The following is a 15712-nucleotide window of genomic DNA, read 5'->3' as shown; positions in this document are numbered from 1 at the left end:
ACTCTGCCATGACACCGCAGGTCAGCACGCCACAAGCGACGCCCGACACCACCCGGACCCCCGGAATCCCGCATTTCGGTGTGAGCAACCCCACAGCGTTTCGGCAGTATTTCCCCGCTGCGAAGTCTTGTTTGCACCCAGTTAACGTGTCAGCCTTGAACGCGTACTTCTTCGGGTCAGGCAGTTCTTCGGCCCTGCCTGCGCATCAGCGCGATCAGGGTCTTCCTCCCGCACCGACTACTGAACGTCTGCCTCCCGGAGGCGGCCATGACTCCCTGAGAGCTCCCCGGTCTCTGGTCGAGGAAATAGCCGCAGCAACCACCCGAGCAACAGCGTTCCCCCGCGAACGCAAGGAGTAGTGATCCCCATGGATTGGCGCAGTCGGGCAGCGTGCCTGGACAAGGACCCCGAGCTCTTCTTCCCCGTCGGCAACACCGGCCCCGCACTTCTGCAGATCGAAGAGGCCAAGAGCGTCTGCCGCCGGTGCCCCGTCATGGACACCTGCCTGCAGTGGGCCCTCGAAACCGGCCAGGACGCCGGCGTCTGGGGCGGCATGAGCGAGGATGAGCGGCGCGCCCTCAAGCGCCGTGCAGCCCGAGCCCGCCGCGCCTCCTGAACAGTCAGGGTTCCTGCCGACGCCGCCGGACGGCCCTGGTCCCGTCGGGCTGAGTCCGGTGCCGAGCTCACCTACTGCTGAGGCCCCAGGATCGGGGCCCGCAGCACGGCACGGGTGCCGACGGGCTCACCGTCGGGGCCCGCACCGTGGTCCCAGTCGATCACTCCGGAGAGCTCCCCCCGCACGAGGGTCTTGACGATCTGAAGCCCCAGGCCCGGCTGCCAGCCCTCCTCCGGCAGGCCGACGCCGTCGTCGACGATCTCCAGCTCCAGCCGTTCCCGCCCCGCCGCATCCGCAGCGCGGCTCACCGACATCTGCACCGACAGCGTCCGGCCAGCCGGATCCGGGCCGAATCCGTGCTCCACCGCATTCGCCACCACTTCAGTGATGACCAGCGCCAGCGGCGTGACCATATCCGGCGGCAGCTGACCGAAGCTGCCGTCCAGCCGGGTCTCCACCCGCCGCTCCGACTGGGCCATCTCGGCGGCCAGCCTCAGCTGGCGACGCATCAGCTCGTCGACGTCGACGCTCTCCTCCAGACCCTTGGACAGCGAATCATGGACCATCGCGATGGTCTCCACCCGGCGCATTGCCCGGCGCAGCCCCTCACGGCCCTCATCGGAGTCCATCCGGCGTGACTGCATGCGCAGCAGGGCCGAGACGGTCTGGAGATTGTTCTTCACCCGATGGTGGATCTCCTTGATGGTCGCGTCCTTGCTCATCAGCTGCCGGTCACGGCGGCGCAGCTCCGTCACGTCCCGGCACAGCACCAGGGCGGCGAACCGTTCCCCCTCCTTGTAGAGCGGGATCGAACGCAGCGTCACCGCGGCACCGTGGGCCTCCAGCTCGGCGCGCATCGCCCGCCGTCCGGTCAGCAGAAGCGGCCTGGTCTCATCGACCGCGCCTCCGGTCGCGCGCTCCAGTTCAGCACCGATTCCTGCCAGTGAACGGCCCTCGAGGGAATCAGCGACTCCCAGCCGGGAGAGCGCGGAGACCGCATTGGGGCTCGCGAACGTGATCTTCCCTTCGACGTCGAGACGCAGCAGACCGTCCCCCACCCGGGGCGCTCCGCCATAGGCGCTGAACTCGACATGGGTCTCGGGCCATCGGCCCTCGCCCACCATGGCCAACAGATCATCGGCACACCGCCGGTAGGTCAGCTCGAGTCGCGACGGGGTCCGCAGCGCGGTCACCGCGAAATGCAGGGTCATCACCGCCAAGGTGCGCCCGCCACGAATCAGCGGGATGGCGGTGACCCGCATCCGCGCCGGTGCCGGACGTCCCTCATCCGAGGAGTTCGTCTCGACCTGGTAACGCCAGGCCCGCTCCACCATCGGCTTCAGGTCCGCCCGGATCCTGTCGCCGACGACATCACGATGCACCACTGTCTGGGTGGTCGAGGGCCGCGCCTGGGCCAGCGCGATATAGGAACGGCCCTCCGGAGAGATGAAACCCTCCACGGTATGCGGGAACCACAGCACCAGGTCTGAGAAGGCCAAGTCCGAGAGCATCTGCCAGTCCGCCACCAGGGAGTGCAGCCAGTCGGCGTCTCCTGCCTGCAGGTGGGGATGATCGATCAGCGGATCCTCGAACACGGCCATCGATCAACCCCCGATCAGACCGCGCAGATGCCGCAGCAGCACCGTCAAGGACGCGATGTTGTCCGTCTTGAGCTGGTCCACTTCGGCCACCAGCCGCTCGGCCCGACTGATCCTGGTCTCGTTCTCCCGGCGCCACGCGGCCATCCGCTCCTCAGCGGGTCCCGGCTCGGTGGTCTGCAGCACGGAAGAGGTCACATCACGGATCGCGTGGTACAGCTCATCGCGCTGAGCCCCGCGTGCCAGAGCCTGCCACTTGTCCTTCCGCGGCAACCCGGTGATCCGCTCCAGCAGAGAGTCCGCACTGAATTCCTCGTAGACGGTGTAGTAGATGCCGGCGGCCTCCGTGGAGTCCACCCCATGTTCGCGTGCCAGGTCCGCGACATCGAGAAGTGAGAACGTCTCGAAGAGCTCGGCGACCCAGCCCGCCAGATCCTCCGGCATGCCGGCGGCCAGCACCTCAGCCTTCCTCTCCAGGACCCGGACCCGGTCCTCTCCGCGCAGGTGCTCGGAGAGGTGGCCGTAGATCGGACGGATGTGCTCCGCGAACAGCTCCACGTCCTCCTGCACGCTGGTCCCCCGCGGCGCATGGTTGATGCACCAGCGCACCGCACGGTCCAGCAGGCGACGCATGTCCAAGTAGGTCAGTGCCCATTCCTCACGGGGGAAGCTGACCGGCAGACCGCGCATCGCCGCATCGAACTCGTCGAGACGGAAGAGCTCCCGCACCGTGGCGAAGGCACGGACCACCTGGGCCTCGGAGGCGAAGGTCTCCTCCATGGCACGGAAGACGAAGGTGGCGCCACCCATGTTGATCACGTCGTTGGCCAACACGTTGGCGATGATCTCCCGGTGCAGGGGATGCCGCGGCAGCTCCGAGGCGAACCGCGAAGTGATCTGCTCCGGGAAATAGCCCTCGAGCAGGGAGGTGAACCACTCGTCGTCGGGAAGGTCCGAGGCGACCAATGCACCCTTGAGCTGGATCTTCGCATAGGCGACCAGCACCGCCAGCTCGGGTGAGGTCAGCGGCTGGGAGGCATCCCGCCGTTCCTCAAGCTGCCCGTCGGAGGGCAGCACCTCCAGCTCCCGATCCAGCCCGGCCGAGTCCTCCAGCCAACCCATCAGGCGCTGGAAGCTCGGCGACCAGTCACCCATCCGATGACGGTCCGTCATCAGCAGGATGTTCTGGTCCCTGTTGGTCTGCAGGACCAGCTCCGCGACGTCGTCGGTCATCTCACGCAGCAGCTCGGTGCGCTCCTCCGCCTGCAGGTGCCCCGAGGCGATCAGCTGGTCCACCAGGATCTTGATGTTGACCTCGTGGTCGGAGCAGTCCACGCCGGCCGAGTTGTCGATGGCGTCAGTGTTGAGCCGCACCCCGTGCTGGGCCGCTTCAATGCGCCCTGCCTGGGTCAGCCCCAGGTTGCCGCCCTCGCCGACCACCCGGACGCTCAGCTCATGACCGTCGACCCGGATGCCGTTGTTGGCACGGTCACCGACCTCATCGTGGGTCTCGTGGGCCGCCTTCACGTAGGTGCCGATGCCCCCGTTGTAGAGAAGGTCCACAGGCGCCTTCAGCAAGGCATGGAGCAGTTCGGGCGGGGTCATCACCTCCACGTCCTCAGGGAGGCCGAAGCGGCGGCGCATCGGCTCGGTGATCGCGATGGTCTTCGCCGTCCGGGAGAACACCCCGCCTCCCTCGGAGATCAGGTCCTGATCGTAGGCGTCCCACCCGGAGCGCTTCGCCGTGAACAGCCTCTTCCGCTCCTGGAAGGAGACCGCAGCGTCTGGGTCAGGGTCGATGAAGATATGCAGATGGTTGAACGCCGCGACCAGCCGGATGTGCTCGGAGAGCAGCATCCCGTTGCCGAAGACGTCCCCGGACATGTCTCCGATGCCGACGACGGTGAAGTCTTCGGTCTGGGTGTCATGGCCCAGCTCGGCGAAGTGGGCCTTGACCGATTCCCAGGCGCCACGAGCGGTGATTCCCATGGCTTTGTGGTCGTACCCCACCGACCCGCCGGAGGCGAAGGCGTCGCCGAGCCAGTGCCGGTATTCGGCAGAGACCTCGTTGGCGGTGTCGGAGAAGGTGGCTGTCCCCTTGTCAGCGGCGACGACCAGGTAGGCGTCGTCTCCGTCGTGCCGGACGACGTCCTCGGGCGGGACGATCCGCATCTGTCCGTCCTGCTCCACCTGATTGTCGGTGATGTCGAGCAGCGCCCGGATGAAGACCTTGTAGGCCTCACGACCCGCTTCGAACCATGCGCCACGGTCCTCCGCCGGGTCAGGCAGCTGCTTGGCGTAGAACCCGCCCTTCGCTCCCGAGGGCACGATGACCGCGTTCTTGACCATCTGTGCCTTCACCAGGCCCAGGACCTCGGTGCGGAAGTCCTCCTGGCGGTCTGACCAGCGCAGCCCGCCGCGGGCAACCTTGTCGAACCGCAGGTGCACACCTTCCACCTGCGGGGAGTACACCCAGATCTCGTGGGCCGGACGGGGCTGGGGGGCGGAGTCGATGCTCCCGGGGGTCAGCTTCAGCGCCAGCCAGTTCCGGCCCTGGTAGGCGTTGGTGCGCTGTGTGGAGTCGATGAGGTTGAGGAAGGTGGAGAGCACCCGGTCGGCGTCCAAGGTACGCACCGACTCCAGGGCCTGGAGCACCTGCTCCCGAGTCTCTGCCATCAGTTCGTCGCGCGGCCCCTCCAGGTGAGGGTCGAACCGCGCCTCGAAGTAGGCCACCAGGGCCACAGCCACCTCTGGGTTCTGCAGCAGAGCCTCGGCGAGGAACGCGTAGGAGTGCGAGGAGCCCAGCTGCCGCATGTACTTCGCGTAGGCCCGCAGCACTGTCACCTTGCGGATCGAGAGCCCCAGGTGCAACACCAGCCGGGAGAAGATGTCCGACTCTGCAGTGCCCACCAGCACGTGGCTGTAGGCCTCCTTGAGCAGATCGATCGTGGTGTGCGGGTCGACACCGGCCGGGTAGCACAGACCGAGGTCGTAGAGGTGGAAGTTCGTGCCGTCCTCGCAGGTCAGCGTGTAGGAACGCTCATCGAGGATGGACAGCCCGAAATCATCGATCGTGGGAAGCGTGTCCGTCAGCGTCTTCGGCTCGGTCAGGTAGAGCTTCAGGCGCATGTGCGCAGGGTCGTCGCCGCGCGGCGGGTAGAACTGCATGCGCGGGCCGTCATGCGGGTGGCGCTCCAGCGTCTCGAACTGCGCGATGTCGGCCAGCGCGTCGGAGACCTCGTAGAGCACCCGGTAGTCCTCCGGGAACGCTTCGCCCCAGCGCCGGGCGAGGTCCTCGGCCCGCCGGCCGGAGTATCGCTCGGCCGCCTCCTGGGAGATGCCCTCGGACCAGGAGCGCACAGCCCCGGCCAGCCGCTGCTGCAGCTCATCGACGGTCACCTGCAGCTCCGCGGCATCATCGGCGAGCCGCATCCGGAAAAAGACCCTGGCCAGCACCGATTCGGTGAGCCAGACGGTGAAGTCGATGGATTCTGCATCGATGTGGCGCAGCAGCTCCTGCTCCACGCGCCGGCGGACTGCCGTGTTGTAACGGTCCCTGGGAAGGAAGAGCAACGCCGTCATGAACCGCCCATAGTGGTCCTTGCGGAGGAAGAGCTTCACCCGCCGACGCTCCTGCAGCTGCAGGATCTGCCAGGCCGTCTCCTCGATCTCCTCGATGTCCATCTGCAGCAGCTCATTGCGCGGATAGGTCTCGAGGATCTGCATCAGGTCCGATCCGGAGTGGGAGTCCGGGCTGAATCCGGAGCGATGCAGCAGCTCCTGAGCCCGCGACCGCAGCAGCGGGATGTTCTGGATCGACTGGGTGTAGGCCCGCTGGCTGAACAGTCCGACGAAGCGACGTTCCCCCCGGACGGTGCCGTCCGGGCCGAAGGTCTTCACCGCGACATAGTCCATGTAGGTGCGGCGGCGCACTGTGGAGCGGGAGTTCGCCTTAGTGATGACCAGTGCGCGGCGGTCCCGAGCCCGTTCGCGTCCGGCTTCGGAGAGTTCGGTGGTCCGGTGCAGGCTGCTCTTGCTGCGCACCTGGGCCAGGATGCCGAGCCCGGTCTCTCCCACCGGTTCCAGGTGGAGCGAGCCGTCAGAGTGCTCATCGAGCTCATACTCCCGGTAGCCCAGAAACAGGAAGTTGCCGTCGGCCATCCAGTCGAGCAGGTCCGCAGACTCCTGAGACTCTTGAAGCCCCTCGGCCTCACGCAGCAGCCCGGCGGCTCCGCGGGCCTTCCCGATCATCCGGTTCTGGTCCCGGTGACTGACCTTGACGTCGTCGACCACGTCGTAGAGCCCCTCCACCAGAGAGGCGGCTTGCTCGGCGGCGAGCTCGCGGTCCAGCTCCACGGCGATCCAGGACTCCACATCGGTGTGCTGGTCGGCATCAGCCAGGACCGAGAGGTCCGGAAGGGTCTGGGTGTCCCCGGACGACAGCCCTCGCTGCGGAGAGGGGACGGAGCGCACCCCGAGCATCTCCCGCCCATCGAGGCTGCGACTCACCAGGAAGATCGGGTGGACCACCAAAGACATGGCATGGCCCTGTCGGGAGATCTCCGCGGTGACGGAGTCCACCAGATGGGGCATGTCATCGGTGACCACCAGGGCGATGCTCCGCCCCGCGACGGTGACGACGTCAGCCTGTGGCGAGGAGTCCGTGCGGCGGCGGGCCAGCTCAAGATGCCGAGTCACCCGCTCTCGCTGATGCTCCGAGCTGACGGACCATAGGTCCTCTGGAGCGATGTGCGCGTAATATGCGCTCTCCAGAGTCTCCAGGTCAGCGTCATCACGGGTCCAGAGGGACTTCTCACCGGCCATGTGCACTCACTCTTTCTGGGTCTTCGATGCCCCGTCCAAGGGCCGGACCACGGTGTCCGACCTCGCTGTGCCAGCCTATCGTCTCAGACGCCGTCGTCGGCGCGTGGGCAGCTCCGCACCGGCGAGTTCGGCCACACTCCGCCGCAACGGCGACTGCGGTGCCGCTTCTGCCAGGACTCGTCCCGTGAGCAGGGCCTCATCGCAGGCTGCGCGATCCCAGGGCAGGAAGGTCTCCAGCGGTTCGGCGGGGCCGAATCGCGCCCAGGCCTCGCGCAGCTGCTCCTCAGGGGCTCGGCCCACGACGTCGCGACGTGTCTGGTTGATCAGCACTCGGGGCGCCGGTGCCTGGGGGACGTTGAGCCGCAGGTCCTCCAACGACTTCACCAGCCGGGGAAAGGCGACCGGATCCGGAGCTCCGAGGGCGAACAACGTCTGCGCCTCCTCCACCGCCACGACGGTGGCGGCGTTCCGCTGCGGCGCGAGGGTGTCGAAGGTCAGTTCCTCATCCTGCTCAGTGGCGGCGGCGACGTCGATCACGACATGGTCGAAGTCCTCGGCACTGAGCTCGATGACGCGGCGCAGGGCTCCCTGCCGCAGTTCCGGCCAGCGGTCGGGGCGGGGCAGCCCTGTGAGCAGGTGGAGCCGACTGCCGCAGATGTCCACCCTGGTGGCGGCACGCCACAGTCGCATGGAGTCCAACCGCCCCAGATCTGCCTGTCGACAGGCCTGCGCGAGCCCCGCCGACTCCTCGAGCAGACCCAGATGGGTGGCCACCGATGAGGCGATAGTGTCCGCGTCGATGAGCATCACCCGGCCCCCGGCCAAGGCCAGCTCGGCGGCGAGGTTCACCGCCAGTGTGGTGCGGCCGGGACTTCCGGGCGCCCCCCACACCGTCGTGATCCCGGTGAGCCGAGTGTCCTGGGAGCTCCCCGCGATCTCCTCCTCGGAGCGCACCGCCTCGGAGTCCTCGAGCTCGGTCCCTTCCGCATGTGGAAAGCCCTCGGTCCACTGATCACCGTGAACCTCCTCGACGACGGCATCTCCGACCAGGTGTCCTCTGTCCTGGTCCCGCTCCGCGACTGGTCCGACGTCCGGACCGCGGTCAGGCACGGTGGCGGAGTCCTCGGCGGGCGGGTGCTCGGCCGATCGGATCAGATCGGCCAGCTCTGCGTCCAGCGGGTCGGCGCCGGGCGGCACGGGCTGGTCCTGTCCTCGGCGCTGGTCCTGTCCTCGCCCCTGATCCTGTCCTGTCCCCCGGCTGGCAGCGCTGGGCGCCGCATCCGGTCCGTGGGAGGCCGAGCTGGCGCAGTCGGAGTCCGCCACTCCCTCCGGGTGGCTCGGCGTCGTCTCCACGTCCGGCGCCGGCATTCCGCGCAGGGCATCGATGAGGATCTCCGTCGCGACGTTGTCGGGAAGGGCCGCGATCCCCAGTCGGCGCAGCCGAGTCCGCTCCTCTGGGACGTCGGAGACCGCGACGACGACCAGTCCCCGTTCGCTGATCTCGTGCAGCAATGTCGCGGTCAGCACCTCGGTCTCGCCGATGACGAGCGCGGCGTCAGCCCAGCCTGCCCGGGCGGCGGCGACGAGCTCAGCGATGTCGGCACAGCGGCGATCGATGGTGACAGCGCCATGGATCCGCTCCACGGCGGCAATGTGGTCGTGGTGCAGACGTCCTGCGGTGATGACCGAACAACGCATCACGACTCCGCCCCGTCCTGCTCGGGCTCCTCGTCGGCGTCCTCATCGGCGTCCTCATCGGCGACGCCGTCGTCCTCCGCAGCAGCGTTCGGCGCCGCGGCGCCGCCTTCGGCCGGCACCAGGGAGAGAGTCGCCGCCGAGCTGCGGACCGCCAGCACCTCGGGAAGGTCCTCGACGTCCACCAGCAGCTCCACTGTCACCGCGGACTGGGCCCCGAACGTGGAGCTCGACTCGGTGACGGCTGCGACCTCAGCAGCCTCGACGATCTGCTCCACCCGGGACTCTGCCTCGCCACCGATGCCGCCGCCGTGAGCCGCCCAGAGATCCACTGTGCGCCCGGGTTCGACCGCCCGGGCCAGCGCGTCGTCGACCTCCAGGGTGACGGCCCGGCGCTCCAACGGGTCCGAGGACGCCACGGCGCGCACCGGGACCAGCTCCCCTTCGTCCACGACTGTGACGTACTGCAGGTCGGACGGCGGCTCAGTCTCTGCGCTGAGATAGCGATCAGCCACCTCGTCCAGTCGCACGTCCACCACGCGCAGGTCCTCGATGTCCAGAGGCTCACCGACGAAGACGGTGCGATCAGCGGCGTAGACGGGAACCGTGCGGTCCTGATCGGCGACCAGACCGACCACTCCGGCCACCGACACCACCACGATCAGCACCCCGACGAGGAGACGCGGGTCTCGCCAGCTGGGCCGTCGGAGTCGCTCCGCGGCCTCTTCCGGAGCTCGTGCGGCCGCCTCCCGCTCGAACGCCTCAGATGCCATATCCGCCCCCTCGATCACCGGTACGTCCTTGAGACACCCGGAGCGTCGCCCCCTCAGGCCCGCTCCGCCACGGCCTCAGAGTAGTCGACGCTCGGCGACCGTGCAGTTGTGCGACGCAACTTGTGGACAAGACCAGCTCCTGTGGACGAACAGCTCTCTCCGGCATCTGCTGTGAGAGAATCGAACCACCGGACACTGTCCGGGACTCGTCCACAGTGCAGCACAGGAATCCGGGACCATCTCCCGTGATCGACCACCTGATCACTCCGATGGCGTCGGACCACCACCGAGAACGATCGAAAGGAATCAATGCGGCGCTTTCTGACCCTCCCGGACGTCGCTGAGGTCCTGAACATCTCGATGGACCAGGCACGCAGCCTCGTGCGCGGCGGAGATCTCGAGGCCATCCAGGTCGGCGGACGCGGCCAATGGCGGGTCGAAGAGGCGAAGCTCGACGAGTACATCGAGCGCCAGTACGAAGCCCAGCGTCAGGCCCGCCTCCAACGCGAGCAGACCTCGCGACCGGCGACGCGGCCCACCTCCTGAGCCCGGCAGCCGGAGATCCGGACCGGCCCGGCAGCACGCTCACCCGGGCGACGGCCCCTCAGCCCTGATCTCCGTCACAGCCGCGAACGGCACAGTGCGCACCCCCTGCGCCCCGCGCAGCCGCGGGACCTCCCCCATGATCGTCCGCGCCACCTCACAGTGGTCCCGCCCCACACTCAGCAGCAGGCCGTGCACCATGATGTCTCCGGCCACCCCGCGCACCTCCACCACGGCTCGGTCCCGCGCGATCCTGCGGAGCACCGCGGACAGGCCGGAGCGCCGCCGGGCTGGGCTGCGCTCCGGGGAAGCCCTCCGCTGAAGCCCCTCGATCGCCTGGATGGCGCTCAACGGCACCAGGACGCCGTGATGCCCCTCAGTGCCACCGACCCAGTCCCCGCCGACGGCTCCGACAGAGAGCTCCACCTGACGCTCCCCGGGCAGGAGCACCGTGACCGAGCTGCCGACATGGGCACGGAGCCGGTCCGCCAGGCCCACCGCGGCCTGCTCGAACCGCGTGGCCTCGGCGATGTCCCGATCCAGCTCCGCCGAGACCTCAGCGGCCCAGCGCGTCTCCATGTCCTCGAACAGCGCATCCCATCGCATGGTGAACCGCCTCCCCTCCTGAAGCCCTCCTCCCCCCGGGGCACTGCCGCCCGGGCTGTGACGGCGACACCACCCTACCCAATCGCCACCGGGCCATGTAGCATCGAGATCCAGCAAACCACATCAAATCGCATCATTTGACGAACATGCCGACTATCGCCACGATTGACCCTGTCAAGCACAGCGGTCTGCGTCACAGCGAACATCACCCATCAACGAGCAGGAGGGGCCATGAGCATCACCACGGCCGCACGACGAGGCGAACGGCTGCGGACGGGCACCGGCAGGCTCGGCCGCGCTTCGAAGCACCAGCCCACCCGAAGCTCAGCACGTCAGCCACGCGCCCTCAGGACACGCACCATTCGTCGCGACGCCGGTCTGCACATCCCTCCCGCGACCGATCGGAGGCAGGACATCGCCCTGACCCTGCTGAGCGTCGCCGTGGGACCCGTGCTGCTCGTCAGCGGTGCCGCCATCCTGGGAGTCCCCGTCGGCTCGCTGATCTCCGCCGAGGCTCCTTCGGTGGTCCACCAGCACCTGCCGAGGCTCGACGCCGGACTCCGCGAGGCAGAACGTCTGATGGGCCTCGGAGCCGCCGGATTGGGAATCCTGCTGAGCCTGGCCTCTCTGCTGGCGACACTCGCCTCGCTGATCCTGGTGGTGCTGCTGCGCCTGGGCCGGCTCGAGACCGGACCAACACGCGACCTGCTGGAGCGGCTCTCCCCCGAGTTCATGCGACGCACCGTGGTGCTGGCGCTGACCGCCCAGCTGGCCGTGGGCGGCGCGGCGGCCGCCACGGGCCTTCACCAGCACACGCCGGCGAACTCGACCCCGACGGAGACCTCCCCGGGCATCTCGGTCACAGCCCTGACCGAGGAACGCTCCTCAGCCACCGGCCCGGATGACGCGCTGTTCCGTGCCGTCGCGACCGAGGAGGTCACCGACCACACGGCGCAGACCTGGTCACCGGAGGTCTCGGGATATGACACGACCGAAAAGAAGGAACCGCAGCCACTCGAGAAGGAGCCGATGAGCCCCCTGTTCACCCCTGAGACGCCGGACTCCGATGTGGAGCGGCACCAGGGTTCGGAGACCCGAGACCGCATCGAGGCGGATATCACTGTCCGCGCCGGCGACACTCTGTGGGACATCGCCGCCGAGCAGCTCGGTCCCCACGCCACCGACTGGGAGATCGCCGAGCTCTGGCCGCAGTGGTACGAGGCCAATCAGCAGGTCATCGGCGATGATCCGGGCCACCTGCTGCCCGGAACAGTGCTGACAGCACCCGATGAGGGGAAGAATCCATGAGCATGCCGCACCAGCCCACCCGGACTCCCGGTCGTCGACACCCTCGAGTGCAGGCTCGCCCCCGCGCTGGGGCCGACCTCGACGCATTGCCCACTGTCATCCCCACCCGTCACAGCACCGTCAGGAGAGGACTGAGATCATGACCGCCACCGTGTCAGAGCACCGGGAGAGAACTCCGCAGACCCCCCGGTCAGCGGGCGGAGGGCATCCCGCACCGACGGGGAGCCCCGACGGCCTCGCCGCCCTGGAGCCGTTGCTGAGGCTCGACGCCACGGTGCGGGCAGATCCCGAGACATCGCGGCCGCCCTCTCCGCCACGACGGCCGAACACTTTCCGCCTGCAGCGGGAGGAGGAAGTCCAGCGGCTGCTGGAGCGTCGCAGGGCCGACGACATCTCCGCCTCCGCAGCCGCCGACGGAGATCGACGGCGCCCCACCGAACTCGCGACGCAGCGCGAGGAGAGAAGGCAGGTCCATGCAGTGTCCCGACTGATCTGCCAGGCCACGATGGAGTCGTTGGCAGGCGTTCGGCCGGTTCAGCAGCTGCACCGGTGGATGGTCCCGGCCGTCTATGAGAAGGTCCGAGAGCGCAGCACCCTGATGGCCCACGCCCGCCGTCCCTCAGGACGTGGTCACGCGGCCTCCGCCGGAACCGCCCCTCCCACCAGGCTCAGCCTCCGGCAGATCCGGACGCAGCCGGTCGAGTCCGGGGTCTGGGAAGTCTCCGTCATCTTCACCGATGAGACACGGACTCGAGCCTGCGCCATGCGGGTGGAGGCCCACCGGGGCAGGTGGCGGGCCGTCGCCCTCGAACTGGGCTGAGGCACGCAGCTCAGCTGCTGCGGGGCTCTGTCTGCTTCCCCCCGGTCTCGGTCGGAGCGGTGAAGTTCAGCTTCACCCCGCCCTGCTCCTGCTTCAGCCCAGGAACGCTGACCTCTTTGCCGGCGGCGGCCACCCGCCCCTCCGTCACACCAGGCAGGCTGGTCGCCCGCGCCTGAGGTGCCGCTGAGGTGACCTCCGCGTTGAACAGGTACCGCACGGAATCTTCGCGGATGGCGTCAGCCATGGTCTGGAACAGCAGGTAGCCCTCGCGCTGATACTCCACGAGCGGGTCACGCTGCGCCATGGAGCGCAGGCCGATCCCGGACTTCAGATAGTCCATCTCGTAGAGGTGCTCCTGCCACTTCTCATCGATCACCGAGAGCAGCACACGGCGCTCGAGCTGGCGGACGGCCTCTTCCCCGAGCTCCTCCTCCTTGGCCTCGTACGCGATCTTGGCATCGGAGATGACCTCTCGCTTGAGCATCTTGACCGTCAGCTGGTCGATGCCACCGGCCTCTTCGACGACGTCCTCCACCGCCAGAGAGATCGGATACAGCGACTCCAGCTCTTCCCACAGCCCTTCGAGGTCCCAGTCCTCGGAGGAGCTCGACGTCGTCTTCTCGTCGATCATCAGACCGATAGCGTCCTCGATGAAGTGCTGGACCTTCTCATGGACGTCGTCCCCTTCCAAGATCCGCCGACGGTCCGAGTAGATCGCCTCGCGCTGACGATTCATCACATCGTCGTACTTCAAGACGTTCTTGCGGATCTCGGTGTTCTGGCCCTCACGCTGCTGCTGAGCATTGGCGATGGCTCCGGAGACGAATTTGTGCTCGACCGGGATCTGCTCATCCATGGCCTTCGAGTTCATGATCCTCTGGGCCGCGGCCTGGTTGAACAGACGCATCAGGTCATCGGTGAGCGAGATGTAGAACCGGGACTCACCGGGGTCGCCCTGACGACCGGAACGTCCGCGGAGCTGGTTGTCGATGCGGCGGGACTGGTGACGCTCGGTGCCGAGCACGTAGAGGCCGCCGACCTCCCGGACCTCGTCGCCCTCCTTCTCGGCGGCAGCCTTGGCCTTGGCGAATACCTCGTCCCACGTCGCCTCGTACTCCTCGGCATCCTCGGCCGGGTCCAGGCCCAGCTTCTCCATCTCATGGACGGCGTTGAACTCGGCGTTGCCGCCGAGCATGATGTCCGTGCCTCGACCAGCCATGTTGGTGGCCACCGTGACCGCGCCCTTGCGACCGGCCTGGGCGACGATGGCCGCCTCATGCTCATGGTTCTTCGCGTTGAGGACCTCGTGACGGATGCCCTCCTTGGCCAGGAGCTTGGAGAGGTACTCGGACTTCTCCACCGACTCGGTGCCGACGAGCACCGGTTGGCCCTTCTTGTGCCGCTCGACGATGTCCTTCAGCACCGCGTCGAACTTCACGACCTCGTTCTTGTAGACCATGTCGTTGTGGTCGATGCGCTGACGCGGCCGGTTCGGCGGGATCGGGACCACCCCGAGTCCATAGGTGGACATGAACTCGGCGGCCTCAGTCTCGGCCGTTCCCGTCATGCCCGAGATCTTCTCGTAGCCGCGGAAGTAGTTCTGCAGGGTGACCGTGGCGCGAGTCTGGTTCTCCGCCTTGATCCGCACCCCTTCCTTGGCCTCGATGGCCTGGTGCAGGCCCTCGTTGTAGCGCCGCCCCTTGAGCATGCGACCGGTGTGCTCATCGACGATGTGGACCTCGTTCTTGACGACCACATAGTCGGTGTCGCGCTTGTAGAGCTCCTTGGCCCGGATGGCGTTGTTGAGGTACTGGATGAGCGTGGTGTTCTGGGTCTCGTAGAGGTTCTCGATGCCCAGATAGTCCTCGACCTTGTCGATCCCCGGCTCCAGGACCCCGACCGTGCGCTTCTTCTCGTCGACCTCGTAGTCCTCATCCTTGTGGAGCTTCGTCACCAGGGTCGCGAAGTCGGTGTACCAACGCGAGATGTCCCCGGAGGCGGCGCCGGAGATGATCAGCGGGGTGCGCGCCTCGTCGATGAGGATGGAGTCGATCTCATCGATGATCGCGTAGTGGTGCTCACGCTGGACCAGGTCGTCCAGCGACTGAGCCATGTTGTCCCGCAGGAAGTCGAACCCGAACTCGTTGTTCGTGCCGTAGGTGATGTCCGCGGCGTAGGCCTCGCGGCGCTGGGCCGGCTTGAGGTCGTTGGTGATGGTCCCCGTCGTCATCCCGAGGAATCGATAGACACGTCCCATGAGGTCAGACTGGTACTTCGCCAGGTAATCGTTGACCGTGACGACATGGACGCCCTTGCCGGTGAGCGCATTGAGGTAGGCCGGGGCGGTGGCCACCAGCGTCTTGCCCTCACCGGTTCCCATCTCGGCGATGTTGCCCAGATGCAGTGCGGCACCGCCCATGACCTGGACGTCATAGTGCCGCTGACCCAGGGTGCGGTCGGCGGCTTCGCGCACCGCGGCGAAGGCCTCGGGCAGCAGCGAGTTCAGCGACTCGCCGTCGCGGTGACGCTCCTTGTAGCGCTCGGTCTCGGCGCGCAGTTCCGCGTCGGAGAGCTCCTTGAACTCGTCCTCCAAGAGGTTGACGGCATCGGCGTAGGCGCGAAGCGTCTTGAGGATCTTCTTGTCCCCGGTCTTGAGGATTCGTTCGAGCAGAGTAGGCACGGCCGGTTCTCCATCAGGTGTGTATCGGTGCTCGGCTGCGCGTCCGGCGCCCGGATGTGTCCCGGGACACCGGCACGGAGCCGCTTGTCAGTCTACGCGGTGAAGCTGGACGGTGCCTAAAGCTCCGTCCGACGCTCCGCCCGGGCGGGCCGGCGGGACGCCCCCGTCTGGGCGCCCCGCCGGCCCACCGTCGCGACATGGACGGGGCCCGGACGAGGTGTCCGGGCCCCTGCGCCTCGCTCAGGAGGT

10 protein-coding genes are annotated in these 15712 nt (G+C 67.6%); 4 read left to right on the top strand and 6 right to left on the bottom strand.

All coding sequences use genetic code 11. The features are described 5' to 3' along the window. Positions 1–367: 367 nt before the first annotated feature. Positions 368–616: a WhiB family transcriptional regulator gene (locus ACYVKI_RS02325; protein ID WP_070159252.1), complete on the top strand. Its 249-nt coding sequence runs from the start codon at positions 368–370 to the stop codon at positions 614–616. Between the two features lie 71 nt (positions 617–687). On the opposite strand, the gene ACYVKI_RS02320 is transcribed toward ACYVKI_RS02325, so the two are convergent. The 4 genes from ACYVKI_RS02320 to ACYVKI_RS02305 form a co-directional block, all read right to left on the bottom strand. After that, the gene (locus ACYVKI_RS02320) at positions 688–2217 is read right to left on the bottom strand and encodes a sensor histidine kinase (protein WP_460688731.1); all 1530 of its coding nucleotides are present in this window, start codon (positions 2215–2217) and stop codon (positions 688–690) included. A 3-nt stretch (positions 2218–2220) separates the two neighbouring features. Then, positions 2221–7038 (bottom strand): NAD-glutamate dehydrogenase, encoded by a 4818-nt coding sequence (locus tag ACYVKI_RS02315; protein ID WP_460688730.1) that lies wholly within the window; start codon positions 7036–7038, stop codon positions 2221–2223. 75 nt (positions 7039–7113) lie between these two features. Then, positions 7114–8736 carry an AAA family ATPase gene (locus ACYVKI_RS02310; RefSeq protein WP_460688729.1) on the bottom strand — a complete coding sequence of 541 codons (1623 nt, stop codon included), beginning with the start codon at positions 8734–8736 and terminating at the stop codon, positions 7114–7116. Next, complete coding sequence (locus ACYVKI_RS02305) at positions 8736–9506, bottom strand: CpaB family protein (RefSeq protein ID WP_460688728.1); 771 nt, start codon at positions 9504–9506, stop codon at positions 8736–8738. The genes ACYVKI_RS02310 and ACYVKI_RS02305 overlap by 1 nt, the downstream gene beginning before the upstream one ends. 309 nt (positions 9507–9815) lie before the next feature. Here ACYVKI_RS02305 and ACYVKI_RS02300 point away from each other — a divergent pair, with 309 nt between their 5' ends. Further along, positions 9816–10052, top strand: coding sequence for a helix-turn-helix domain-containing protein (locus tag ACYVKI_RS02300; RefSeq protein WP_460688727.1), 237 nt, complete (start codon positions 9816–9818; stop codon positions 10050–10052). A gap of 39 nt (positions 10053–10091) precedes the next feature. Here the strand turns inward: ACYVKI_RS02300 and ACYVKI_RS02295 are convergent, their stop codons facing one another. Further along, positions 10092–10655 (bottom strand): hypothetical protein, encoded by a 564-nt coding sequence (locus tag ACYVKI_RS02295; protein ID WP_460688726.1) that lies wholly within the window; start codon positions 10653–10655, stop codon positions 10092–10094. A gap of 231 nt (positions 10656–10886) precedes the next feature. Here ACYVKI_RS02295 and ACYVKI_RS02290 point away from each other — a divergent pair, with 231 nt between their 5' ends. Together ACYVKI_RS02290 and ACYVKI_RS02285 are read left to right on the top strand one after the other, a co-directional pair. After that, the gene (locus tag ACYVKI_RS02290; RefSeq protein ID WP_460688725.1) at positions 10887–11963 is read left to right on the top strand and encodes a LysM peptidoglycan-binding domain-containing protein; all 1077 of its coding nucleotides are present in this window, start codon (positions 10887–10889) and stop codon (positions 11961–11963) included. Positions 11964–12102: 139 nt separating this feature from the next. Continuing rightward, the gene (locus tag ACYVKI_RS02285; RefSeq protein WP_460688724.1) at positions 12103–12783 is read left to right on the top strand and encodes an Rv3235 family protein; all 681 of its coding nucleotides are present in this window, start codon (positions 12103–12105) and stop codon (positions 12781–12783) included. A gap of 10 nt (positions 12784–12793) precedes the next feature. Here the strand turns inward: ACYVKI_RS02285 and secA are convergent, their stop codons facing one another. After that, entirely contained in the window at positions 12794–15463 is a 2670-nt protein-coding gene (gene secA / locus ACYVKI_RS02280; RefSeq protein WP_460688723.1) for a preprotein translocase subunit SecA, read from the bottom strand. Positions 15464–15712 lie beyond the last annotated feature (249 nt).

Source organism: Nesterenkonia suensis, assembly GCF_054782935.1.
The sequence above is the reverse complement of the archived record's forward strand: the minus strand, read 5'-3'. Positions and strand labels throughout refer to the sequence as shown.